Raw genomic sequence first — 23075 nt, forward strand, 5'->3', positions numbered from 1 at the left:
ATGCGAGTGCTCCTCACCGGACACCGTGGCTACCTGGGCTCGGTCATGGCTCCGTGTCTGCTCGCCGCCGGCCACGACGTCGTCGGCCTCGACTCGGGATTGTTCGCCGGCTGCATCCTCGGACCCGACAGTGCCGAGGTTCCGTCGATCCACGCAGACATCCGCGACGTGACGGCGTCACATCTCGTCGGCTTCGACGCGGTGATCCATCTTGCCGCGCTGTCGAACGATCCACTGGGTTCACTGGCCCCCGAGATCACCTTCGACATCAACCATCACGCGTCGTTGCACCTCGCCCGGCTCGCGAAAGACGCCGGTGTGCAACGCTTCCTGTACGCATCGACATGCTCGGTGTACGGCTCGGCGGGCGAGGATCTGGTGACCGAATCGGCACCCCTCCGCCCTCTCACCCCGTACGCGGAGAGCAAGGTGCGCGTAGAGGAGGACGTGACCGCCATCGCCGACTCGGGGTTCTCGCCGGTCTTTCTGCGAAACGCGACCGCGTTCGGGTTCTCGCCATGTCTGCGCGCCGACATCGTCCTCAACAATCTCGTCGGCGTCGCGATGCTGACCGGCACCGTGCGAGTGCTGTCGGACGGCACGCCATGGCGCCCACTGGTGCACGCCCGCGACATCGCCGCTGCATTCTGCGCCGCACTCGTCGCGCCCGTGGACGCGATTCACTGCCGCGCCTACAACGTGGGGACCGAGCACAACAACGTCACCGTGGCGCAGATCGCGGAGGCCGCGGCCTCGGCAGTGCCGAACTCGACCGTCGACGTCACCGGTGAGACAGGACCGGATCCGCGGTCGTATCGCGTCGACTTCAGCGCGATCCGGACGGCACTCGAGGGATACGCACCGCAGTGGACCGTCGTCGCCGGCGCGGTCGAACTGTACGAGAACTACGTCCGCTGGGGGCTCACGGAAGAGCTCTTCACTACGCGCTTCACCCGCCTGGCCCACCTGCGGACGCTGCAAACCGCGGGTCTGCTCGACGCGTCGCTCCGATTCCAGCGGGTCGGTGCGGGCCGTGACTGACGACGGTCGTGCGCGCGCCTCAGAGCGACTTCATCAGACTTGCCCAGCTCGCGGCAGCTGCGTCCCGCGCGCTCACCGACGACACCGGGAGCGGCCAGGCGATGGCGAGGTCAGGGTCGTCGTAGGCCACCGCCAGGTCTTCTGCCGGGTCGTGCTCCCTGTCGATGCGATAACAGACATCGGCGCAGTCGGTGAGGGCCTGGAACCCGTGCAACAATCCGGGTGGCACGAACAGATGCGCGAACGTGTCATCGTCGAGGGTGAACGCCTGCGTGCGTCCGAAAGTCGGCGACGTCCTCCGGATGTCCACGAGCACATCGTGGATCGCGCCATGCGCACATCGCACCAGCTTCGCCTCGCCGCGACCGGACCTGCCGTGCATTCCGCGGATCACCCCGCGCCGCGACCGCGATTGGGAGTCCTGGATGAAGTCCGCCGCGCGAACCGGAGTCCGGTCCGCGACCGCAGCATCGAAGAGCCGCGCGTCGAAAGTGCGCGTGAACAAGCCCCGCCCGTCCCGGAACGGGTCGGGCGTGAAGAGCACGACGCCCTCGAGTTCGGTGAATTTCGCCCGCACCCCACCATCGTGCCCCACGAGCCCCGCCGAATTCAGCGTTTCCAGGCGTCCCGGTGGTCTCGATGATCTGCCGCGGGTGCACTTCGTCCGACACGGTGCGGGTCCTCGATCTGGGGCGCACGCCCGCCGCGGACTATTTCCCGCCGCACTGGTCCCCCGTTGATCCGGCGGAGTCCTCGCACCCGTTGGCAATGGAGTTGTGCCGGCGGTGCGGCCTCGCGCAGTTGGCGCACGACGACACGACGCCGGAGGAGCCGCGGGGCGTCGAACCGCAGGCGCTGCGAAACCAGGCGGCCGCCGCAGTCGAGGCCGTCGCCGCATCGGGATTCCTCAACGGCGACAGTGTCATCGAATTCGGCAGTCCGCACGGTGGCAGCTGGCTGCAGTTACTCGCCGAGCGAGGATTCACCTCCCTGCCGGAGGGCCCCCCGGCCTCGGTGGTGCTGGACTGTTTCGGCCTGATGCACGAGCCGAATCAACGGGCGTCACTGCGGGAACGGGCGCACGCTACCGCAAGCGACGGAATACTGCTGATCCAATTCCATTCGCTCACCACGATCGTCACCCACGGGCAATGGAACGCGCTGCGGCACGGACACTGTGCGTACTTCTCGTTGACCGCCCTACGGCGGATGCTCACGGATGTGGGGATGAGCCTTTCGTACGCGTGGGAGTTCGACCTGTACGGTGGCACCGTCCTGGTTGCCGCCCGGCACGGCGCCCGGTCGGGCACGTCGCACACCGTCCGCAGAATCCTCGCGGCTGAAAACGCCATGGGGGTGTGCAAGCCGCGATCGATCCGCCACCTGCAGCAGACCGCGGACGACCACGTCAGCTCGCTGCGTATCTGGCTCGCCGCGATGGCAGGTGGCGGGCAACGCGTCTACGCATACGGTGCGGCGTCGCGGGCAGTTGCCCTGTTCAGCCGTGCGGGCGTCGACCGACGTGTGTTGTGCGCGGTGGCCGACGCGTCCCGCGCCAAACAGGGCCGGCGGATGCCCGGCACCGATGTCCCGATCATCTCCCCCGCGCAGCTGCTCGCAGACGACCCCGACGTGGTGCTGCTGACGGTCGCCGACCTGCTCCCGGAGGTGCAATTGCAGTTTCCAGGGTTGACCGGCAAATGGGTGGTGGACATCACTGACGGGGAACGTCAGCAGCCTGGCTGGAACAAGCTCCGCACATACCCCGCCGTCTGATAGCCGCTCTGCCACACCCAGTCGGCGGCAGAGATGTCCGCCGGGCTGGCCGCCATCATGACGTCCCCGCCGAAGCAGCGTTGAATAATGTACCGAGCCCGTGACACATGCGGTGTGAACGTGACCACGATGACGCTGTTCCATCCGCCGGCCGTCGCGAGATCGCGAAATGCCTTCGCTTCCCCGGCGGTGGTCGCGGGGTCGGGATCGAAGCAGACAACCGCAAACGCGAACTGCGCTCCGCACAGTCGATCGAGCCACTCGTCGGATCCACCGCTCGGATCGGACAACACCACATGCCCGGCGAGCCCCTCGAGGGCGAGGTCGAGTCCGTAGGTATAGCGCTCGTGGCCGGGACCACCGAGAACCAGGATCGCATCGGCTCGGTGGAGTTCGTCGAGTTGCGGCTCGACATAGGTCGGCACACCTGCTGCCGTCGCGCCGAGGACCGCGGCGACCACGCAGATGAACGGCCAGCGCAACCATCGAGCTGTACTGCGCACCTAGCGTTCCCCTCCCGCGACGCGGCCGGCGATCGTGTGGACGGCCGCCCGAATCTCGGCGAAGGCGGATGGTGCGATCAACCGAAGGGACAGGAGGTAGGCGATCAGGAACGCCACGCACTCCAGGGTTATCGACGCGAGTCCCACCGCGATCGACCGCTGGTCCGAGTGCACCACGTACCGTTCGAGTGGCGCGATCACCGCGAACGCAGCCAGCGAGGCGATCACCGGTGGGACCATCACCCGGGCTATCTCGCCGCCCGATGCCCCGATCACCGAGCGCGCGAGTCCGAGCCCCGTGATTCCCACGACGATCGCCGCGCCGGAAACCGCGAGACCGACCCCGGCGAGACCGAGAGGTAGCAACAGCAGCAGTAAGGGAACTCCGGTCAGCAGGCCCGCTGCGGTCATCCAGTTCATGCGGCTGGATCGGCCGGCTCCCTTCATCGCCTCCGCGCTCACCGAGTTCATCGCCACACCGAGTCCCATGCCCGCCATCGATGCCACCGCCACTCCGGCGCCACGCCAGGGCTCGCCGAGCAGCACCACGACGGCGGGCTCACCGACTGCGACCATCAGTGCCCCCGCCGGCATCGCCACCCGCCAGATCCAACTCAGAGCGCGTAGGAAAGCATCCTTGAACCGCCGCGAGTCGGAGGAGATGCGGGCGAAGGCGGGAAACAGCACATACGAGCAGACCTGGACGATCGCCATGCCGGGGAGCAACGCGATCCTGCGGCCATACCGATAGTTGCCGAGCGCAGCCTCGCTCAGCCCGCGGCCGATGATCGTCAACTCGACGACCTCCTGTGCCCGTGCGGCTGCGCCGTCCAGTAGTAGCGGAAAGGAGAAGACCGCCATCTCGCGCCAGATCCGAAACGAGAACCGCCCACCGAACGGATGCCATCGGGACAGCCACCAACTCGCGACGATCCAGACGAGCATCGACGCATACGAGCCGATCACCAGGGACCACACGCCATACCCCAGCGCGGCGAAGACAATGGAACCCACCGCAAAGGTGATGCCCACTGCCGGATCGACGATGATCCGGCGTTTGAACTGGAAACGGCGTTGCATCAAGGCATCCGGGACGCACGTGATCGCGATCAAGAACATCGAACCCGACATGGCAGCGGCCACCGTCCCGACCGCCTGGCTGTCGAATACGCGTCCGATCAACGGCGATGCCGCCAGCATGACCAGGCTCATGAGGAGCCCGGTGCCCAGGGTCACCCAGAACACGGTGGTGGCCGCATTCTCGATGTCGTGCTCACGCTGAACGAGTGCCTGGGCCAACGTGCCGTGGGTGACGACCACCAGAAAGGTGGTCATCACCGTGCCCGCCGCGAACACGCCGACGATCTCGGGGCTCAGCAACCGCGCCAGCACCAACGTCTGCACGAACGTCACACTCTGCACGATCAGCAGACCCGCCGCGGCCATCGCGGCTCCGCGGCGCAGGATGCCGCTCAGTGTGCCGACCGCGGCGGTCCCGGGCGCCGGCGCAGATTCCACGTCACCGGACTCCGGTGCGCGCCCGGGTGTCGGCGAACCCACTGCGCCGCCTTCGTTCACGGCCGACTCACGGACTTGCTGCGCCGACCGATCGTGTGTCCGAGAGCAACGGTGACGCGATGCTTGACCGGATGCAGCCTGCGCAGCGTGTCGGGAAAGAGCGACAACGAGCACGTCACCAAGGCGGCGCGGAGCGTGTGCCGCTGCGCGAACGCTGCTTTCGCCTCGCCACGCGCCACGGCCAGGTTTCCTTCGAGCAGCGACCGTCGGGCCCGTCGCATAGCCTGGTGGTACCGCAACCGCCGTAGGTTGCTCCGTAACGCGTCCAGGTCCTCGGCCCGGCTCGTGGAGTGGGCGACCGTCTGGAACGACCGTTGGATGCGCCCATCGAACGCCTCGACCCCGGCGGGGTCGCGGGACACCGAGTCCTTCCGGACACGGCAGCGCGCGAGGCGATCAGGGAGCATGCGCACATCGAATCCGGAATCGACGAGCCTCAGCCACATGACCACGTCCGCCTCGACTTCCTGTGTCGCGTGCTCGTAGCCACCCACAGCGATCCACGCCTCGCGCCGAACCGCGCCCGTGTAGTACGGGATGTATCCCGCGAGCATCTCGGTCAGTGCCAGAGGCTGCGCCGGGTGCGGTCGCGCCCTGAATCCGATCGAGCGTAGGTATCCCTTGGGTGCGCCACCGTGATCGTCGAACAGCAGGGCGTCACAGCCGACCGCGTCGACGGCCCGGTCGGCGGCGAGTACCGCCCCCGTCCGCGCGCAGAAGTCCGGCATCAGCAGATCGTCGCTGTCGAGCACGCAGACGTACTGTCCGCGCGCCAGGTCGGCAGCAGCCGTGACACCGCCCTCGTATCCGCGATTCTCCTGTCTCACCAGTCTGATCCGGCTGTCGGATGCGAAGGAACCGACTATCGACGCGATCTCGTCGGAGCATCCGTTGTCGACAACGATCAACTCCCAGTCGGTACGGGTCTGGCGGCGCACCGACTCGATCGTCTGCGCCAGATACTGCTCGGTCCGGTAGGCGGTGGTCAGAAAGCTGAAGACAGGGAGGGGGCACGATTCGCTCACCGCTACCACCCCAAACCCACATAACCTTCGCGTCGGCGCCGCTCCTCGGCGCCCGGGAGCCGGACGAGGTCGACGACCGTGTGCTGCGCGCCCGCCCGGTTGACCGCCGCCACCACTGCGGGCTCCCTGGACCCCGCGATGAGCACCTCTGCGTGATCGAGGACGGCGTCGACGTCATCGGTGAGAACCTCACCGATGTGCGGCAGCAGTTCCTCGATGAAGTCGCGGTTCGCGCCCAACAACCTGGACAGTGCCACATTGGCATCGCAGATCTTGACGTCGTAGCCCTTGCCGATGAGTCGCTCGGCCAACTCGACCATCGGGCTCTCACGCAGATCGTCGGTGCCGGGCTTGAACGACAGACCGAAGATGCCGATCCTGCGCTTACCCAACGCGATCACCTGGTCCACTGCCCGCCGCAGGTGCATCTCGTTCGACACCAGCACGTTCGCCAGCACCGGCACTTCGACGTCGTGGATTCGAGCAGTGTGCATCAGCGCGCGCACGTCCTTCGGGAGACACGAGCCACCGAAAGCGAATCCCGGACGCAGATAGGCGGCACTGAGATTCAGTTTCGTGTCGGCGAGGAAGATGTCCATCACTGCGTGCGAGTCGAGCCCCAGAGATGCGCAGATGGCTCCGATTTCGTTGCCGAACCCCACTTTCAGGGCATGGAAACTGTTGTCGACATACTTGACCATCTCCGCGACGGGGATCGGCACGCGGAACCGCGGTCCACCGAGCCCGTCGTACAGACTTGTCACCAGCTTCCCGCTGCGCTCGTCACTTTCCCCGACCACCGTCTTGGGCGGATTGAGGAAGTCGCGCACACTGCTGCCTTCACGCAGGAACTCCGGGTTGACGCAGACGCCGAAGTCCACACCCACACGCTTGCCCGAGGCACGTTCCAGACGCGGGATGAGTATCTCCTCGCAGGTACCCGGCACCATGGTGCTGCGATAGACGACGACGTGGAAGCTGTCCTTGGTCGCCAGCGCGGCGCCGATCTCGTCGGTCGCACGCTCGAGATAGCGGGTGGCCAGGCCTCCCCCCGGCGCGGACGGGGTGCCGACACAGACGATCGTGACGTCGCTCGCGACGACGGCGGCGGCCGGGTCGTCGCTGACGGTGAGCAGGCCGGATTCCACCACCTCCGCGATCAGTTGGCCGATCCGCTCCTCGAACACCGGGGTCTGGCCCCGGCGCAGGAACTCGATCTTCGAGGGATTGACGTCCACCCCGACCACGGGGAAACCCCGGGACGCCAGGCACGCCGCCGAAACACATCCGACGTAGCCCAGCCCGAAGACGCTCAGGACCATCCGCCGCGCGGATGGACGCATATGCAATTCGGTCGCGCTCATGACAACCGCCCAAACCAGTAGAGTCCGCGAAGTTTGCTATAAGGACACATTCCATACTACGTCCCCGTTTCTAGACGCGTGTCCAATCGAATGGTTGATTTCCACCCGATTTTCCGCGCTCCCCTCGCGCCAACTCGCGATGAGACATCCATCGCGAACCCCGACGGTGAGGTCTTCAGCCCACGCCATGCGTTCGTCCAGTGGGTTGAGCACAGAAGCAACCACAACCGGTACGTCGCCCGTGCAGTACCCACCGACCAACCATGCCGGCTCTCTCGATTCCAGCCGACGCGACCACCACCCGAGACCGAGCTGGGCGTCACCTCGTACCTCGTACCGGATCAACTCACTGCTGGCGCTGTGGACCAGCTGGAGAATCGGCTCCCCATCGCGGCTGGCAAGGTGCCCCCCCTCGAGCGGCGTCACGTCCAGCGAGGGCGACAGCGGCCACGACGTGCGTACCTCGTGGCGGCCTCGGCCGGCGATGAGATCGACGACGAGGATGCTGCCCCGATCCGGCGGCGCGATGAGCCACCTCCGATGCACCACCGGCTGCGAGAGCCGACTGTAGCCACTGTGTTCGGCATCGACGACACAGCGCTCGAGGTCGACCGACCGCACCCGAACCCGGGCGTGCTCCGTCCACAGAAACGGCCCTCCGACGACCGACTGGTCCAGGCCGTCGACACACACGGTGGCATGAGCGCGAGTACCCCGATGAGCAGCGCGCCAGTCGGGGTGCCGGTAGTAGCTGCCGGTGCCGGGGTCGCCGATCACGTCGTCGCCGTCGATGCTCAGCGTCACTGCGAGGGCGTCGGCGTGCCCGTGTGCAGCGAGCGAGAGGTAACCGAGCGGCCCGACGTCGACAGTCAGCCGGCGCGCGCCCGCGCGCAGCACGACAAGACCGCCGTGCAGGGCGTAGAAGCTACGAGGACCAGGTTCGGGGAAGGACTCCGCCCCGGAAACCGGTTCTGTGCGAGCGTAGTTCATCCAGGCCGCCGACAGCGTCGTGCGGCCCACCCGACGTGCCGCCGTGTTGCGGGTCACCGCGCCCACCGTGCCGAGGTGATCTCGGGCTGTGCGCACCGGCTCCGCGCCGAGCCGGAGCGCGAAACCCTCGTCGTCGTCGCCGTAGTGCGGCTCCGGATCACGATCACCGACGAGTGCTGCGATGAAGTCCGCGCTCCGATCGACGGCCGCGATCAACTCCGGGGGTGGTCGACCGTCACGAAGCGTCAGCAACGCCGCCACGGTGAGAAGCAGTTCCGAGGTGAAGATCTGGTATCCCATTGCCTGCTCGGCGCCTGCACCATCGGGCAGGATCTGCCGCCCGGCCTCTGCCGACAATACGCGGATCGCGTCCTTCTCCCACGACTCGGCACGGGCCAGGTCCGGCAGAAGAATTGACACTGTGGCCAGGCCTGCCATTTCCCCTACCAGGTGGTTGTTCGCCGAGCTGAACCGTGAACGCTCGTCCCAGCAGCGACGGGCAGACTCGGCGAGCACGCGGACGACGGCCCGAAACCGCGCGGTCGTCAACGCCGGCGAATCCCGCAGACCCTGGAGTGCCACCGCGATCGAGATCGAGCGGACCCCCGCCTCGAAGGCACCACGCCATCCGATGCCGATGCCCGGTGGATTCTGCTCGATCCACGAATCGAGTTGACGAAACGCCGCGTCGCCGAATCGCTCCTCACCGGTGAACAACCACGCTTCGGCGAGCCAGGTCAGATGTTGGAGTCTATTGAGCTCCCAGATCCACTTCGGATCACCATCCGCGGTGCGGTGGTCGATTCTGGATGCGGGCACGACAGGCCAGCCGACTTTCGAATGCGGGTCGTAGTGCCAGTCGATCCGCTCCGGCAGCATCACTTCCGGGTAACCGAAGTAGGCGAATCGCCCACCGGCCACGCGCTCGGCAGCCGCGATCACCTGCTCGACCCCGGCCGGATGTTCCCGCGCGATGACGGCGGCCCGGCCGCGGTCCAGAAGTATGGGCCGACCGGCGCATTCCCGGAACTTCGCCAACGCGGCGTCCCAGTCTGCCTCCGGCGTCCCGAACAGATCTGCGTCACTCGTCGCACCGCGCCCGCCGTGCGAAAGCAGGCTCCGACCCGCTCGACTCGCACGCCACGCCACCTCGCGCGGGCTCATCGACTGCAAGCGGTGCACGTGCCACAAGAGTTGACTCACGGCGCCCTCCATGCGGATACGAGATCCTCGTCCGGCAGGTGACAAGGTGGCCTCGAACGTGTCAAGCTGACTCGGTGCCCGGCACTCTCGCCTCCCGGCGTTTCGGCCGCCTCCGGTTCGCCCTGACGACGGTCGTTACGGCCGTTGGACTGACCGTCGCGTGCGCTACGCCCGTGGACGAGCGTCCCGCGCCCGCGCACACCCCCGGCGATCCCCACTCCCTGACGTTCCCCAGGACCGCAACGTATTTCCTGAATCAGCAGGATCTTCCGCCCGTCGAGGAGCTCGCTCGATACGACGTGGTGGTCGTCGACAACGAATGGGCGAACCGGAAGCCGCACGATTACTTCGACGAGCTCCGTCACGCCAATCCACGCCTCCGGTTGCTCGCCTACGTGAACGTGGTCGACCATCCCGATCAACTCGGAACGGAGGCGTACTGGGCCAACCGATACGCGCTGTGGCAGTTCGACCAGAACGGCGAAAGTGCGTTCCCGGAACCATGGCTGGCGCACACGATGGACGGCACGCCGGTCAGCGAGTGGCCGGAGTCGACGATGACCAACCTCACGGACCAGGCGCCGCGGATCAACGGCCAGATCTTTGCCGAGTATGCCGCAAACTGGGTGGTGGACGACGTCTGGTCCGCGGGGGTGTGGGACGGCATCTTCCTCGACGTCTGGGGCGACCGAATCTACAGTGCGGATCGAGATCACTGGGACATCGACTCCGATGGAACCGACGAGCCGGACGATTCGATCTACGGGTTCGGAAACCCCTGGGAACGCGGCGTGAACCTGGCCGAACAGATCATCCGGCAACGAATTCCGGACGCGATCCTGATCGCGAACGGCGACCGGACACTGCTGACGCAACAACTGGACGGCCGGGCGTGGGAGAAATTCGCAGACCCGCGCGCCGACCGGAATCCCATGTTCGACATCGAGCAGTATGTCAGCCTGACCGCCGAAGGCGACCACCGCCGGCCCGGCCTCGCGATGACGATCGACAAGCTGGGTGCCGCACCGCATTCGGCACAGGATTTCCAGCGTGCCCGGTACTTCCTGGCGGCGACGTTGCTCCAGAACGGATTCTGGGCGCCGATGGGCGCCGACTACGACGAGCCGGCCTACTTCGACGAGATGGACGGTGGCGGACTCGGCCCGGGGTACCTCGGGCATCCACTGGTGGCCGACCCGTCGCCGGCTGTCCTGAACGATCCGTACGCGAACGGGGTCGGGTCGCTGGGCCACGGCCTCTTCCGTCGCGACTTCGAGCACGGAACCGTCCTCCTGAACACCGACGACAAACCGCGAGAAGTGCAACTCGAGAAGCCCTTTCGGCGAATTCAGGGCGTCCGGGATCCGAGCACCAACAACGGGGACACCGTCACGTCGGTGACCCTCCAACCGAGCGACGGTCTCGTGCTCTCGAGCGAGAACCCATGACCGCATTCGATCGTTCATCGCCTCACGCGCTCGGCCGCGAAGAGCCGCGCGTAGAAGTCCGTGAGTGCCCGGCGCGACGTCTCCCACGACAACTGCTGCTCGACACGTGCCCGGCCCAGTTGGCCCATTCTGTGACGTTTCTGCGGGTCCCGTAGCAGCTCGTCGATCCCCGCTGCGAAGGCTGCCTCGTCGTTGGCCGGGGCGTAGACAGCGGACTCCCCCGCCGACACTCTCGACTCGACGAGCTCGAACGAGACGAGTGGGCGACCCATCGCCATGTATTCGACGACCTTGTTCATCGTCGACACATCGTTCAATGGGTTGCGTGGATCCGGTGCGAGACAGACATCTGCGGTCGACAGACATCGCTGCACGAACTCGTCGGGGACCCGGCCGGTGAATTCGACCATGTCCGTGAGTCCGAGCTTCTCGCTGAGGGCCACCATGTCGTCGAAAGAGTCCCCCGCTCCCATGAATATGCAGTGGAGGTCGTCCCGCCCGATGCCGTCCCGCAGGTGAGCCAGGGCCCGTAGCGCATAGTCGACGCCGTCCTGCGGGCCCATCACACCCAAGTACGCCGCGAGATACCGCTTGCCGCGCTTCAGGTTCGGATCGGGATCTCGGCAGACGAACCGACTCAGATCGGGCGCGCTCCGAACGACGGTAACCCGCTCCGGCGGCAGATGCCCGCGATCGAGGGCAACCCGCCGATAGCTCTCGTTCGTCGAGATCACCGCGTCGGCGGAGGCCAGTGTGAGCCGTTCCAGTAGCCTGGTCGCCCAATAGAGGATCGGACCGCCTCGGGGAAACCGAGACAGGAAGAGTTCGGGCACCAGATCGTGGTGATCGAACACGAACTTGGCACCGGCCGGGCGAAGAAGCGCAGCGACGAGGAACAGCAGATCCGGCGGATTGCAGGCGTGGACGGCATCGACCGGATCATCACGCCGCACCCGGAGAGCGAGCCGCGTGGTGTGCCACAACGCCAGACCGTACTCCCGCAGATAGCCCAACGGCCCACCTTCCGCGGCACGAAGGGGATAGCGGAGAATGCGGACCCCGTCCAGCGTGGCGTCCGGCTCGCAGTCCTGGGTGGCCCCCATCGGGCATATCACCGTGACGCGGTAGCCTGCCTCGACCAACGCGCTGCTCTCCTGCCACACCCGGCGGTCGAACGGTACCGATAGATTCTCCACGAGAATCAGAATGTGCCGACTCATCGCACCTCCACCACTTCCGTGAGCAGGCGCTCGAATCCTCGCGCCGTGTCTTCGATCCGGTACTGCTGTTCCGCCCGTGCACGCCCCGACCGTCCCTGCCGAGTGCACAGTCCTGGGTCCGCGGCCAAGGAAATGAGCCGTTGCGCCATCGCATGTGCATCTCCGACCGGCACCACATAACCCTGTTCACCATCGGTGACCATGTCTCGCAGGCAACCGCAATCGGTGACCACGAGCGGCACGCCCGCGGCCATGGACTCGATCGCGATGATCGGCACGCCCTCATGCACGGACGACAGACAGGACACGTCGAGCCCTGGCAGGAGTTGTTGCACATCCCGCCGCACCCCCATGAACCGCGTGCGGCCCGAGATACCGAGTTCGGTGGCAAGAGTGCGTAACTCATCGTCGCGTTCGCCGCCTCCGATCACGACCAGCCGTACCCGGACACCGGACGCCGCCACGGCAGAAATTGCTTCGAAGAGCACCTGGTGCGCCTTCTGACTGCTGAGCCGGCCGACGATACCGACAACGAAGTCCTGCTGGTCGAGACCGAACGCGGCCCTGGCACGCTCACGGTCGGTGTCACGCGGCAACGGCGGCAGCACTATCCCGTTCGGAATCACCACCTCGCGCGTGCGTCGCCACGCGAAGCGTCCTACCCCTTCTTCCCGGCGCAGGTACTCGCCCTGTCGCGGGGCGAGCAGGACCAGCGCATCGGACAGCCACAGCGTCTCCACGGTGGAGCGCGGTAGGCAGCGCTTGCCGACCGACGTCAGGTCCATGTCGTGGGCCGCCACGATGTTGGCACGTACTCCCGCGATCCGTGCCGCAATTCGCCCCAGCGCCAGCGCCGCTCGATGATGATGAGTAACCAGCACCGCGTCCGTGCGATCACGTCGCAGGCTACGGATCAACCGCGGCAGGGTTCGAACGTCGTAGCGACCCGAGCGCTCGAGCACTTCGACGTCGAATCCCGCCCTCCGAAACTCCTCGCCGAGCGGCCCAGCCTCGCGCAGACAGATCAGGCGCGGTCGTACCACCCGCGGATCGAGATTGCGGAACAGTTCCAGCATCAGGAGTTCGACACCCCCGACGAACGTCAGGTCCAAGACCAGGCTGAGCCGGATGGGTCTCGCCCCGCGAGGCGGGCACCGACCCGCCACCTCCTCGAGTGCACGTTCACTCTCGGCTACGCTGGCGCGCAGGCTGAACTCGGACTCGACTCGCGTCCGCGCTGCGAGGCCCATCTCCCTGGACGTCTCGGGGTCCGTCAGCACTCGCAACAGCTTCTCGGCCAGTGCCGTCGGCGCACGCGGGGGCACGAGAAATCCGGTCACCCCCTCCGAAATCATCTCTGGAACGCCGCCGACTGCGGTACAGACCGCCGGCCGCCCTGCGGCCATCGCCTCGAGCAACGCCATCGGGAAACACTCCACGCTGTACGAGCTCAGTACGAAGACGTCCATCACTCCGAGCAGATCCCTCACATCCGGACGGGAACCGGTGAACACCACGCGGTCGGCAATGCCCAGCTCACCGGCCAACCGTTCCAGATCGCCTCGCGTCGGCCCATCGCCGACGACCAGGAACTTCGCGTCCGGCAGCTCGTCGACGACCAGCCGTGCGGCGCGCAACAGCGTGGCGTGGTCCTTCTCGGGTCGCAGCGCGGCAAGGATTCCCACCACTCGGTCGCGCGGCCCGATCCCGAGGTCCGCGGCGGCGGCACGATCTCCCCTCGGATCGAACTGTGCGGGATCCACCCCGTTGTGAATGATTCGGATCTTGCGCGGCGGGATGTGCAAATCGTCTACGAGATAGGGAACTTGCAACTTCGCCACACCGAAATACGCGCTCGTGACCGGGGCGAGCGCGCGGTCGACGATCCGCCGCAGGACACTCCTCGTGGTGGTCTCACCGCAGTTGTGCACCCATACGACCGTCCGTGGAACTCGCGCCAGGAAAGCAGCGATCCGACCGAGAGTCTCCGCATTGAAGCCGCGCACAATCATGATGTCCGGGGCGATCCTGCGCGTCTCCCGCACGAGGTCGCACAGCGCACCGACCGCCTGCAACTTCGTTCGTTTCAACGCCAGGGCGGGAACATACCCGGCCGCCAGGGCGGGGAACAGGTCGCCCTCGCTCCCGATGCAGATGACGCTGGGGTCGAACCTCTTTCGGTCCAGCCGGGGAAGCAACGTGACAGCATGCCGCTCCGCTCCTCCGACGCGGAGGTCAGGCACCACACACAACACCCGTAGGGGGCGATCGGCTGTCATCGCCGCACCTCGCGGTAGAGGGCATCGAAACGGCGCCAGACGATGTCGACGTCGAACTCGGCTCGGATGCGCTGCAACGCCTGGGATCCGAGCCTGATGCGCGCATCGTCGTCGTAGACCACACGACGCAAGGCGGCCGCGAGTGCGTCGACGTCGTCGACCGGAACCAGCACCCCGCAACGGTCGTCGATCAGTTCGGGGATGCCTCCCACCGAGCTGGCTACCACACACAGGCCGTGTGCCATCGCCTCGAGTATCGCCATCGGCTGGCCCTCGTTGCGCGACGGCAGGGCCAGTACCTGGGACGTTGCCAACAATTCGGGTACCCGATCCGGAGCGAGCCACCCGAGCACCGTGACGGTGCTACCCACCGACAGCTGATCGACCCGGTCCCGCGCGCGCTGCACTTCGCCGTCACCGGCGAGCGTCAGTCGCGCACGCCCGTTTCCGTCGCCGATCATCTTCGCCCACGCGTCGAGCAGTGTGAAGGTCCCCTTGCGATCGCCGATGCAGCCGAGGAACAGAACGTGCACGGGTTCACTTCCGGACGGCTGCCGTACCGGATGGCAAGGCCGGACCGCATTGGGAACAGAGACGATGTACGCCCGCGGCGCAATCCGCTCGAGCCGCTCTGCCCACCGGTCCCCGAGTGCCACTACGACGTCCGCACCGGTGAGCGTGGCGCGGATGAGCGCCTTCATGGGGCGCGGCGATCGGCCGTAGAACAGATGGAAGTCGGAACCGTGCACGTGCATCACGATCGGCACCCGGAAGATTCGACAGATCCAGGCGAGGATGGCCTTTCGGATGAAGCTGCCGGCGACGGAGGTATGAAGGTGAACCACATCCGGCCGGTCGAAAACCAGAGCAGTCACGAACGCGCCCAGCCCCGTCGCGAACGCCACGATCTTCGTGGCGACCGTGCCGTTCCGGTGGGTACCGACATGGCGAACGTTCCACAGCTCCCACAGCGGAGTAGCTTGCATCGTTCGGACGAAACTCGCTACTCCGCCCCGGGTGGATGTACTGGTCGACGCCCACAGGGCCCGCTGCCGGTTCATGCGCGTTCCTGTGCTGGGGCCGATTCAGACGCGCGTCGATGCGGATCAGGTGTCAAGTGATCCTCGGGAAGTCGATCGGCCCAGCCGATGACGATTCCGACGAGCAGCATCACGACCGCGTTCGGAAAGTCGAAGAACCGCAGGTCGACCGTGAGGCCCGCGATCACGAGCACAACGAAGGCCATGATCGCCACCAGCGCGAGACGCTTCCCGCACAGGCCGTCGGCCGGCAGCACCCGGTATGCATGGGTCAGACCGCAGGCCAAGAGAAAGAGGACGGCGAGCCACAGAGCCAACCCGAGTAGTCCCAGTTCCGCCGCGATTCCGAGCTCATTGAAGTGGGACGCGATTCCGAAGCCGCGAATCCATGGCACATCCGGCGCCCACCGCTGGTGATGGTACGTGTTCATCGCGGTGAAGCGCCCGATCCCCCACCCCGCCAACGGTTTCTCCTGGACTGCCCAGATCGCCGTTTCCGCAGTGTTGAGCCGATCCTGCAGTTCGTCGGGTGATCCGACACCACCCGCGGAACGATCGCTGCTGGTGAAGGCCGACCATTTGATGGCCACGGCGGCCGCCACGAACGCACCGGTCATGACGAACCCGGTTCGAAACCCCTTGGCAGACGCTGCTCCAACCAACACCACCACAGCGAATGCCAGCCAGACGACTCGCGTGTGGGTCAGATAGACGCCGTATGCGGACGCAACCGCGATAGCGATGGCCAGAATCCGGCTCCACCGGGGTTCACTGCGCGTTGCGGCGAGGAGGAGCGCCACGATGAAACCGAGGATCAACACCACGCCGTTGACCACGGGCTGGTCGAAGATGCCGACGGCTCGCCCCTCCCAGCTCGGAGACTCGACTATGTAGCGTGGCCAGACGAGTGCGGTCGGACCATGAAACTGCAGAATGCACATCGCAGCCGAGTAAGCCCCGAGCGACAGGATCGTCCATAGAAGTAGCCGGACCGCAGACACTCGGTCGAATGTGTACCGCCCCACGAGAAACACCGTGAACGGAATGATGGTGCCGGTCAGTACGAATCGCGGTACGGAGAGTTCTGCGCCGGACACGGGGACGACGGAGCCGTATTGGTGTGAGGAGAACATCGACATCACGTTCCAGGTGACGTAGAGAACCATTGCACACTCGATGGCGCCCAGACGCGGAGCGCGGTCGATGCCCCGGGCGATCCAGATCGCCCACGCGCCCACCACCCCGAGGTACGCCAGGACGAAGGGATCCACCGGCAAGATGCTGGGTAGGGCGACCCGGAGGAACGTGGTGACCAGCAGCAGAAGCACAGCGACCACCGGATCGCGCAGCCCGGCGAAAACAAGTGCACTGCCGACGGCGCCGAGCAGGAGAAGCACACCGAAATGAGTCGGTACCTTCGCCGCGGCTGCAAGCACGATGAGCACAGCCACGGGGAACCCTGCGCCCATCATCCATCGGAAGGTCGATCCACCCGTGGACGAGGCACTGGTGGGGTCGGCGAGGGGCGGTGTCCGTCTCATTGTCGTCAGGTCACGGACGCGCGGTCTGATCCGGAGTGGACTCGCGGACCTTCACGAGGTCAACGGTATCCAACGCGTCCGAGTCCGTGGACTCGTCCAACGCGTCCGATGGCGGGATCGGCGCACTGCGTCGCGTGCATCGAGGATCGATGATGACGGCACCGAGCAGCCTCGACTCCACCTGCCCGAGCAGCCGACATGCCTCCACCGTTTCGGGGACCCGCGTGCTGCGCCTTTCGACCACCAGCACTACCGCGTCTGCTGCCGCGCAGATCACCTGCGCTTCAGCTTCTTCCGTGATCGGCGGAGCCTCGACGACAACAACGTCGGCGATACTGTGGGCCTGTTGGAGCAGGTTGCCGAACCGCTCACGGGTGAACAGCACGTAGGGATCACCGTTCCCCGTTCCGCTCGGCATCTCCGGCATCTCGCCGGGGACCGCGTCCTGGATGAACCCGGCGATCGCAGGTGGGGTGACCGGGGCGAGGAAATCCGCGACGCCCGGAGCTTCATCGATATTCGTTGCGCGCTCGGAACCGTGCAGATCCGCCCGCACGATCAAGGACCGTTCGCTCTGGATCGCCCTGTGCTCGGCAATTGCCCGCGCAACCTGTGCAACGCCCTCCGTGCGCCGCGGCGCGGTCACCACAATCGTTGCCGGGCGGGGAAGATCGGCCAAGCCGACGATGTTTGCCAAACGTCGGAATTGTGCCTCGCGACGCTGTTCCGCTCGAGGTTTCCCGCCGCGCGGGACCTCGACCAGCGTGTCCACGCCGACCTTCGCACGCACGTCGTCGGCGGTCGTGAGGCGTTTCGACACCGCGTCCAGCGCGAGAGCTGCAACGCACCCGAGTATCAGGCCGCCGAACAGCCCGAGCACCGCGTTCCGCGCCAGAGACGGGCTCTCCTCTGCGACGCCGGCGGCGAGCTGCTGGTCCTGCAGCTCGTTTGTCGTGTCCAACTCGATCGCCGTGATCCGGTCCTGGAGCTGCGCCATTGCGACGGGGTCCGCTTCGGGGGTGGCACGCTGCTCGTCGAGTTGCTTCCTGAGCTCCTCGAGGGTGTCGGCCCTACCGGCAAACCTGACGGTGTTTACATCGTCTCGGAACGCCCCGGCCATTGCAGTTGCCGCGGATGCCGCGGTCTCGGGGTCTTTGGCTGTGGCGTCGATATAGAGGATCGGACTCGCGGCGGCCGTGCTGGCTGCGAAGGCTACGTCGTCGGGGACGCCCGCTCGAGTTCGGATCCGTTCCTGGTAGGGCCCGTTGTTGAAGTAGTCGACATACCCCACCACGAGGATTGCGTCCTGTTCGGGAGCCCGGCCCGGCGAGGAGACGATCAGCGCCGCCCTGCCCGTATAGCTGGTCCCGGCTTCGTTCGCTGCTACGACCCCTCCGAGGACCGCCAGCGCCGCGATGAGGACGACCAACACACGACGGCGCCAGATACGCTCGAGCTGAACGTTCAATGTGCTGGTCATGTGCCCCTCCACCATCAGGTTGCGGAGAATCGCGCGTCCCCGCTGAGATGTCGGGCCGACTCGGCACGCCATCGTTAGACCCACGGCGCCGACCCGGAATGTCGACTAAGCGATTTTCCCGACCTGGAGATTAATTTACTCCATAGAAGAGTACCTGCGGTATGGTTTTGGCGGATTTTTCATATTTGACGACTGGCACACGCGGCCGAGTATCATCAATCGCCAGAGGTGAGATCGTTGGATCTTCCGAAAACAAGAGTTGCAGTCGTCGCGGCCGCCAGGTTCCACCTCCGGCCGCTCCGCCGGATTCATTTTGCACGCCGGGCCCCGGACTTACACCTCGGCCCGGTAGTCGTCGGCGGGCACGAAGTCGCGCTCCGTTCGCCGCGGCTGTCCGATGCAATCGCCTGGCGGGAAATTCGGCTGCGAGATCAGCGTCTGATCGAACCGTACTGGGTCAGTTCTGCACTCAACTGGCCGGAGCGCCACACCGAGACGGTATGGGTCGACGAATGCCTGCAGTCACGAAAGGCCGCCCGTGCCGGCCTCGCGCTGCCGATGGTGGTCGAGATCGACGGGCGCTTTGCGGGACAATGCAATCTCGAGCGCATCGACGTGCGCACCAAGACCGCAGAGTTGGGAATCTGGCTCGACGCACGGGTGACCGGCAAAGGCGTGTGCTCAGTCTTGGGCGTGCTACTCGCGGACTACGTGTTCGGCACATTGGGACTACGCCGAGTCACCGCGCCCATCTGCGTGGACAACGCTGCGGCTGCGAAGCGGGCTGAGCGCGTGGGCATGAGACGTGAGGGCACAATGGCCAGCTTCCTCGACGTCGGCGGCCGCCGTAGAGATCACGACATGTGGGCGATCACGTCGGATATGTGGGCGCAGGCCTCGAACATGGGAGACCCACGTCCCGACAACATCCAACATTGACGACACCCTGACCACCGCATTCGTCAGCGCATGATTCGACCGGAACACGAATGGCGCGTTACTGTTCCGTTGCCCGGCGCGGGTTCTCCGACTCGACGAGCGCGTACACGCGCTCGAACGCCCGCCTACTCGCACACACCTGCGCGTGCGCCTCCGCACGCAGGCCGGAACGCAGATCCGGAGCGGCCTGCCACATATGGTGAACCGCACGCGTGAGTCTTTCCTCGAGCCCGTCCTCGGCGAGTTGCACCAACTCGACGCCGCCAGGGAACATCCCGCTCAGACCACCGAGTTTGTCGTCGTAATAGCGCGATGTGGACAAACCCACCACCGGAATACCTTGGGCAAGGGCGAAAACGGCAACGTGGTATGCGCCGGTGACGAGCACCCGGCACCGCGCCACTTCGGTCACCAGATCTCGGGCACTGGCGAAGCGCCCCATTATGGGTCTCACGACCGGAAACCCGTCGACCAACGGCATCGTCGAGCGACGATCCTCGGCCTCGTACTCGGAGACGATCAGCGGAACGAGACCAGCATCGACGCTACCAGCGAACCGCCGGACCACACGTCCGACGACATCTTGTGCACCGCCCGTGACCTGGGAGTATCCCGCAACGCGAAGACATACCCCGATGTCTGTCCCGATCGGGTCCGATCGCATGTCGTAGGCCAGTTCCACGGCATCGTCGCCGGTGACCACGACCCTCTCGGAGGACACGCCGAGCGACCGCAGGAGCGCCGGGCCTCGCACTCCCTCTCGGACCGCGATGAGATCGACCTTGGGCAGGACTTGCGAGGCATGGGCCACGAGGTGTTCACCCGTGAGCGGTCCAATGCCCTGACCACACATCGCGGTCGGTATGTGCAGGTCAGCCGCGCGCTCGAGCAGATCGAGGGTTCGGTGGGCCTGATAGGGATCGACGTCGGTCATGTAGCCACCGCCCATGGCGATCACGAGTGAGGCATCGCGGACGGCCATCGGAATGCGAGGAATGCGCCCGCTGTCGTCGGGCTTGGCGACCGACCCGCGGAGGGAGTCACGAACCCTGCGCGCGTAACGCCGTGGACGATCCGAGGCAGCCCACCAGCCCTCCGACACCGGGCCGACCAGTTGGGGCCCGGCATACGAGGGTAATTGCCACCATGTTCCGGATCGCGACCATCTGCTCCCACGGCGATAGGTGACCGGCTCGGCGCTCGGAGCGAACGCGCGCAACAACGACGGTGCATAGGTCAGGACGCCGAGCCGCGCACCGGGCCATCGCTCGCTCAATCTCCGAACGGTGACGTCGAGGATGGCGAGATCACCTCTATTGGTGAGCCAGTACTCCCCGTTCTCGATCAGTACGCGCAGAGCCGAACTGTCGATGCCCGTCGAGTCGGCTTCATAGTTCGCCATTACTGTCCTTGAAGAGTCCGGAGAAATCGGATATGGCTACAGTCTCGCGCGACAACGCTGGGCCGACAACAGTCTCGTCAGATGCAGCCGGGGAAAGATTTCCGATCGACGCCGCTTGCGAGTGCACCCCGACGGGGAGAGACTCGTGTCGACAGTACCGCACAACGTGAAGGCACTGCACCCCTCCACACCCCGGAGTTCGGCTATGTCGAATGCACGCGACGACGGCTCGGCCCGCCCGTCGTTCACACGCTCCAACGAACTGCAGTCCCGCCTGAACCGATTGGTCCCGGGCGGCGCACACACCTACGCGCGCGGTCCCGACCAGTATCCGGACTTCATGGCGCCCGTTCTCGTCCGCGGTTCAGGCGCCAGTGTGTGGGATGCGGATGGAAATAACTTCATCGAATACGGCATGGGTCTGCGGTCGGTGACGTTGGGGCACGGCTACCGTCCTGTCACGGACGCCGTCTGCGCAGCGATCGCCGACGGAACGAACTTCAGCCGGCCGACCGAGCTCGAACTGCACGCCGCGGAGGACTTCCTCGAACTGGTTCCCGCAGCAGACATGGTGAAGTTCGCCAAGAACGGATCGGACGTCACCACCGCCGCGGTCCGCCTCGCCCGGGCGGTGACGGGTCGCGACATGGTGGCCATCTGCAATCAACCATTCTTCTCGGTCGACGACTGGTTCATCGGCACCACAGCGATGAACAGTGGCGTCCCCACCGATACCGGCGCCAAGTCCGCCGGTTTCGCGTTCAACGATCTCCCTTCGCTCACCGCACTCTTCGACCGGAACGACGGTCAGATCGCCTGCGTCATCCTCGAAGCTGCGACCGCAACGGCGGAGCCGGAACCGGGCTTCCTCCAGGGTGTCCGCGCCCTCTGCGACCGGCACGGCGCACTGCTGATCTTCGACGAGATGATCACTGGATTCCGCTGGTCGGCCGGCGGCGCACAATCGCTCTACTCGGTCGAACCCGATCTGTCGTGTTGGGGAAAGGCCATGGGCAACGGTTTTCCGATATCGGCCCTCGCCGGTAAACGTGAGTACATGGACCTAGGAGGCCTGAATACGGACCGAGAGCGCGTGTTCCTCCTGTCGACCACGCACGGCCCGGAGCGCGGCGGGCTGGCAGCCTTCCGAGCGGTCGTTCACGCCTACGCCACCGAGGACCCTATATCTCACATGGTGCGCTCGGGACAACGCTTGGCCGAGGGTGTCAACAGGGCCGCGGCAGAGCTGGGCATCGCAGACTACGTCCAAGTGATCGGACGACCATCCTGCCTCGTCTTCGTCACACGAGACCCCGAACGTCAACCATCGCAAGAGTTCCGTACGCTCTTCCTCCAGGAATTGCTGTCGGGTGGAGTGCTCGGCCAATCCTTCGTCACATCCGCAGCGCACACCCCGACGGACATCACCCAGACCCTCGAGGCAACCCGGGGTGCACTCGAGATCTACAGCAGAGCGATCGAATCCGGGGGTGTGACGGGATTCCTCCACGGGCGGCCGGTCGCCCCCGCCCTCCGCCGGTACGCCACACCCCGCAGGATCGGCGTTGCAGACTAATTCTTCAGCGGCAGAATTGATTTCGACGACCATGCTCCAACGCTCAATACCACAGCAGCTGAACCATGTTGACGCATTCCGCCGGGAGGGACTCGACAGAAACAAGTTCGACCCGTCGGTGCGCATCACGCGGCGAACGCCGAGACTCACCCGTTGCTCGACACTCGGAGACCCGAGCCCACGCGACGGCACGCTCGGATACGTCGCAATACCGAAAAGCGCTCTGCAAAAAAAGAATCGGCATCCACGACGCTGCGAAACACATCCTCGCCGCGCCGGCTCGATTCCGCCGAATCGCCCATCGTCTGCGGACCAAACCGCGTCCACACGACCTACTCCACACAAGCACTCGAGGACGCCACCGCGGGACAAGGCGGGCACGTACGATCTGCGTGAACCGCTCCGATCTCCGACCGCACAGTCGCCGGCAAACCTCTTGTACCGACATTCGACGCACGCCGGAAAACCGCTCGCCGGAAGGCCTGGTACACCGCATTCCCGACCCCCGGCCCGTCAGCGCAAGCGAGGCTACCGGGAAGGGTCGGACCGCACCGACCGAATGCGTGGCAGTCCGAATGCTGTGTTGGTGAGCCTGCTTTGTTGGTGAGCCTGCTTTGTTGGTGAGTCGACGCGTTCGTCTCAGCCGCGGCGCCGCGGATGTCTACACTGT

General features: G+C 65.8%; 17 protein-coding genes. 5 read left to right on the forward strand and 12 right to left on the reverse strand.

The genetic code is table 11. The annotated features are described in order from the left end of the window. Window positions 1-1041 (forward strand): NAD-dependent epimerase/dehydratase family protein, encoded by a 1041-nt coding sequence (locus AZG88_RS34185; RefSeq protein ID WP_061041510.1) that lies wholly within the window; start codon window positions 1-3, stop codon window positions 1039-1041. Between the two features lie 19 nt (window positions 1042-1060). Here AZG88_RS34185 and AZG88_RS34190 read toward each other — a convergent pair whose 3' ends face one another. Next, window positions 1061-1618, reverse strand: a complete 558-nt coding sequence (locus AZG88_RS34190) for a dTDP-4-dehydrorhamnose 3,5-epimerase family protein (protein ID WP_061041511.1) — start codon at window positions 1616-1618, stop codon at window positions 1061-1063. Between the two features lie 62 nt (window positions 1619-1680). Between AZG88_RS34190 and AZG88_RS34195 the strand changes: the two genes are divergently transcribed. Then, window positions 1681-2817, forward strand: a complete 1137-nt coding sequence (locus AZG88_RS34195; RefSeq protein WP_061700342.1) for a class I SAM-dependent methyltransferase — start codon at window positions 1681-1683, stop codon at window positions 2815-2817. On the opposite strand, the gene AZG88_RS34200 is transcribed toward AZG88_RS34195, so the two are convergent. The 5 genes from AZG88_RS34200 to AZG88_RS34220 are packed head-to-tail and all read right to left on the reverse strand — an operon-like array spanning window position 2772 to window position 9480. Beyond that, window positions 2772-3320: a YdcF family protein gene (locus tag AZG88_RS34200; RefSeq protein WP_231914291.1), complete on the reverse strand. Its 549-nt coding sequence runs from the start codon at window positions 3318-3320 to the stop codon at window positions 2772-2774. The two genes, AZG88_RS34195 and AZG88_RS34200, sit on opposite strands and share 46 nt — an antisense overlap. Then, window positions 3321-4880, reverse strand: coding sequence for an oligosaccharide flippase family protein (locus AZG88_RS34205; RefSeq protein WP_231914292.1), 1560 nt, complete (start codon window positions 4878-4880; stop codon window positions 3321-3323). Between the two features lie 14 nt (window positions 4881-4894). Next, a complete protein-coding gene (locus AZG88_RS34210; protein WP_061041544.1) occupies window positions 4895-5923 on the reverse strand; it encodes a glycosyltransferase family 2 protein in 1029 nt (342 codons plus the stop codon). 2 nt (window positions 5924-5925) lie between these two features. Beyond that, window positions 5926-7287, reverse strand: coding sequence for a nucleotide sugar dehydrogenase (locus AZG88_RS34215; RefSeq protein ID WP_231914293.1), 1362 nt, complete (start codon window positions 7285-7287; stop codon window positions 5926-5928). A gap of 36 nt (window positions 7288-7323) precedes the next feature. Then, window positions 7324-9480, reverse strand: a complete 2157-nt coding sequence (locus tag AZG88_RS34220; RefSeq protein WP_231914294.1) for a heparinase II/III family protein — start codon at window positions 9478-9480, stop codon at window positions 7324-7326. A gap of 74 nt (window positions 9481-9554) precedes the next feature. On the opposite strand from AZG88_RS34220, the gene AZG88_RS34225 reads away from it, so the two are divergent. Further along, complete coding sequence (locus AZG88_RS34225) at window positions 9555-10928, forward strand: putative glycoside hydrolase (RefSeq protein WP_061700325.1); 1374 nt, start codon at window positions 9555-9557, stop codon at window positions 10926-10928. Window positions 10929-10942: 14 nt separating this feature from the next. Here AZG88_RS34225 and AZG88_RS34230 read toward each other — a convergent pair whose 3' ends face one another. The 5 genes from AZG88_RS34230 to AZG88_RS34250 are packed head-to-tail and all read right to left on the reverse strand — an operon-like array spanning window position 10943 to window position 18488. Continuing rightward, entirely contained in the window at window positions 10943-12148 is a 1206-nt protein-coding gene (locus AZG88_RS34230) for a glycosyltransferase family 4 protein (protein WP_061041515.1), read from the reverse strand. Then, window positions 12145-14427: a glycosyltransferase gene (locus AZG88_RS34235; RefSeq protein WP_061700326.1), complete on the reverse strand. Its 2283-nt coding sequence runs from the start codon at window positions 14425-14427 to the stop codon at window positions 12145-12147. Before AZG88_RS34235 ends, AZG88_RS34230 begins: the two co-directional genes overlap by 4 nt. After that, the gene (locus AZG88_RS34240; protein WP_061041517.1) at window positions 14424-15488 is read right to left on the reverse strand and encodes a glycosyltransferase family 4 protein; all 1065 of its coding nucleotides are present in this window, start codon (window positions 15486-15488) and stop codon (window positions 14424-14426) included. Before AZG88_RS34240 ends, AZG88_RS34235 begins: the two co-directional genes overlap by 4 nt. Next, a complete protein-coding gene (locus tag AZG88_RS34245; RefSeq protein WP_156517688.1) occupies window positions 15485-17008 on the reverse strand; it encodes an O-antigen ligase family protein in 1524 nt (507 codons plus the stop codon). The genes AZG88_RS34240 and AZG88_RS34245 overlap by 4 nt, the downstream gene beginning before the upstream one ends. A gap of 10 nt (window positions 17009-17018) precedes the next feature. Then, the gene (locus tag AZG88_RS34250) at window positions 17019-18488 is read right to left on the reverse strand and encodes a hypothetical protein (protein ID WP_061700328.1); all 1470 of its coding nucleotides are present in this window, start codon (window positions 18486-18488) and stop codon (window positions 17019-17021) included. 237 nt (window positions 18489-18725) lie between these two features. On the opposite strand from AZG88_RS34250, the gene AZG88_RS50870 reads away from it, so the two are divergent. Further along, window positions 18726-19427 carry a GNAT family N-acetyltransferase gene (locus tag AZG88_RS50870; RefSeq protein WP_082833550.1) on the forward strand — a complete coding sequence of 234 codons (702 nt, stop codon included), beginning with the start codon at window positions 18726-18728 and terminating at the stop codon, window positions 19425-19427. A gap of 58 nt (window positions 19428-19485) precedes the next feature. Here the strand turns inward: AZG88_RS50870 and AZG88_RS34260 are convergent, their stop codons facing one another. Beyond that, complete coding sequence (locus AZG88_RS34260; protein ID WP_061041520.1) at window positions 19486-20829, reverse strand: polysaccharide pyruvyl transferase family protein; 1344 nt, start codon at window positions 20827-20829, stop codon at window positions 19486-19488. A gap of 205 nt (window positions 20830-21034) precedes the next feature. Here AZG88_RS34260 and AZG88_RS34265 point away from each other — a divergent pair, with 205 nt between their 5' ends. After that, entirely contained in the window at window positions 21035-22405 is a 1371-nt protein-coding gene (locus tag AZG88_RS34265; protein WP_061700329.1) for a glutamate-1-semialdehyde 2,1-aminomutase, read from the forward strand. The last annotated feature ends 670 nt before the right edge of the window (window positions 22406-23075 follow it).

The organism is Rhodococcus sp. LB1 (assembly GCF_001583455.1).
GTDB lineage: Bacteria > Actinomycetota > Actinomycetes > Mycobacteriales > Mycobacteriaceae > Rhodococcus_F > Rhodococcus_F opacus.

Bases quoted from the DNA above. Each gene is read 5' to 3' on its own strand.
- AZG88_RS34265 (WP_061700329.1), top strand. From the start codon at position 21,035: ATGTCGAATGCACGCGACGACGGCTCGGCCCGCCCGTCGTTCACACGC.
- AZG88_RS34235 (WP_061700326.1), bottom strand. From the start codon at position 14,427: ATGACAGCCGATCGCCCCCTACGGGTGTTGTGTGTGGTGCCTGACCTC.
- AZG88_RS34195 (WP_061700342.1), top strand. From the start codon at position 1,681: ATGATCTGCCGCGGGTGCACTTCGTCCGACACGGTGCGGGTCCTCGAT.
- AZG88_RS34240 (WP_061041517.1), bottom strand. From the start codon at position 15,488: ATGAACCGGCAGCGGGCCCTGTGGGCGTCGACCAGTACATCCACCCGG.
- AZG88_RS34215 (WP_231914293.1), bottom strand. From the start codon at position 7,287: ATGAGCGCGACCGAATTGCATATGCGTCCATCCGCGCGGCGGATGGTC.
- AZG88_RS34185 (WP_061041510.1), top strand. From the start codon at position 1: ATGCGAGTGCTCCTCACCGGACACCGTGGCTACCTGGGCTCGGTCATG.
- AZG88_RS34250 (WP_061700328.1), bottom strand. From the start codon at position 18,488: ATGACCAGCACATTGAACGTTCAGCTCGAGCGTATCTGGCGCCGTCGT.
- AZG88_RS34230 (WP_061041515.1), bottom strand. From the start codon at position 12,148: ATGAGTCGGCACATTCTGATTCTCGTGGAGAATCTATCGGTACCGTTC.
- AZG88_RS34245 (WP_156517688.1), bottom strand. From the start codon at position 17,008: ATGAGACGGACACCGCCCCTCGCCGACCCCACCAGTGCCTCGTCCACG.
- AZG88_RS34260 (WP_061041520.1), bottom strand. From the start codon at position 20,829: ATGGCGAACTATGAAGCCGACTCGACGGGCATCGACAGTTCGGCTCTG.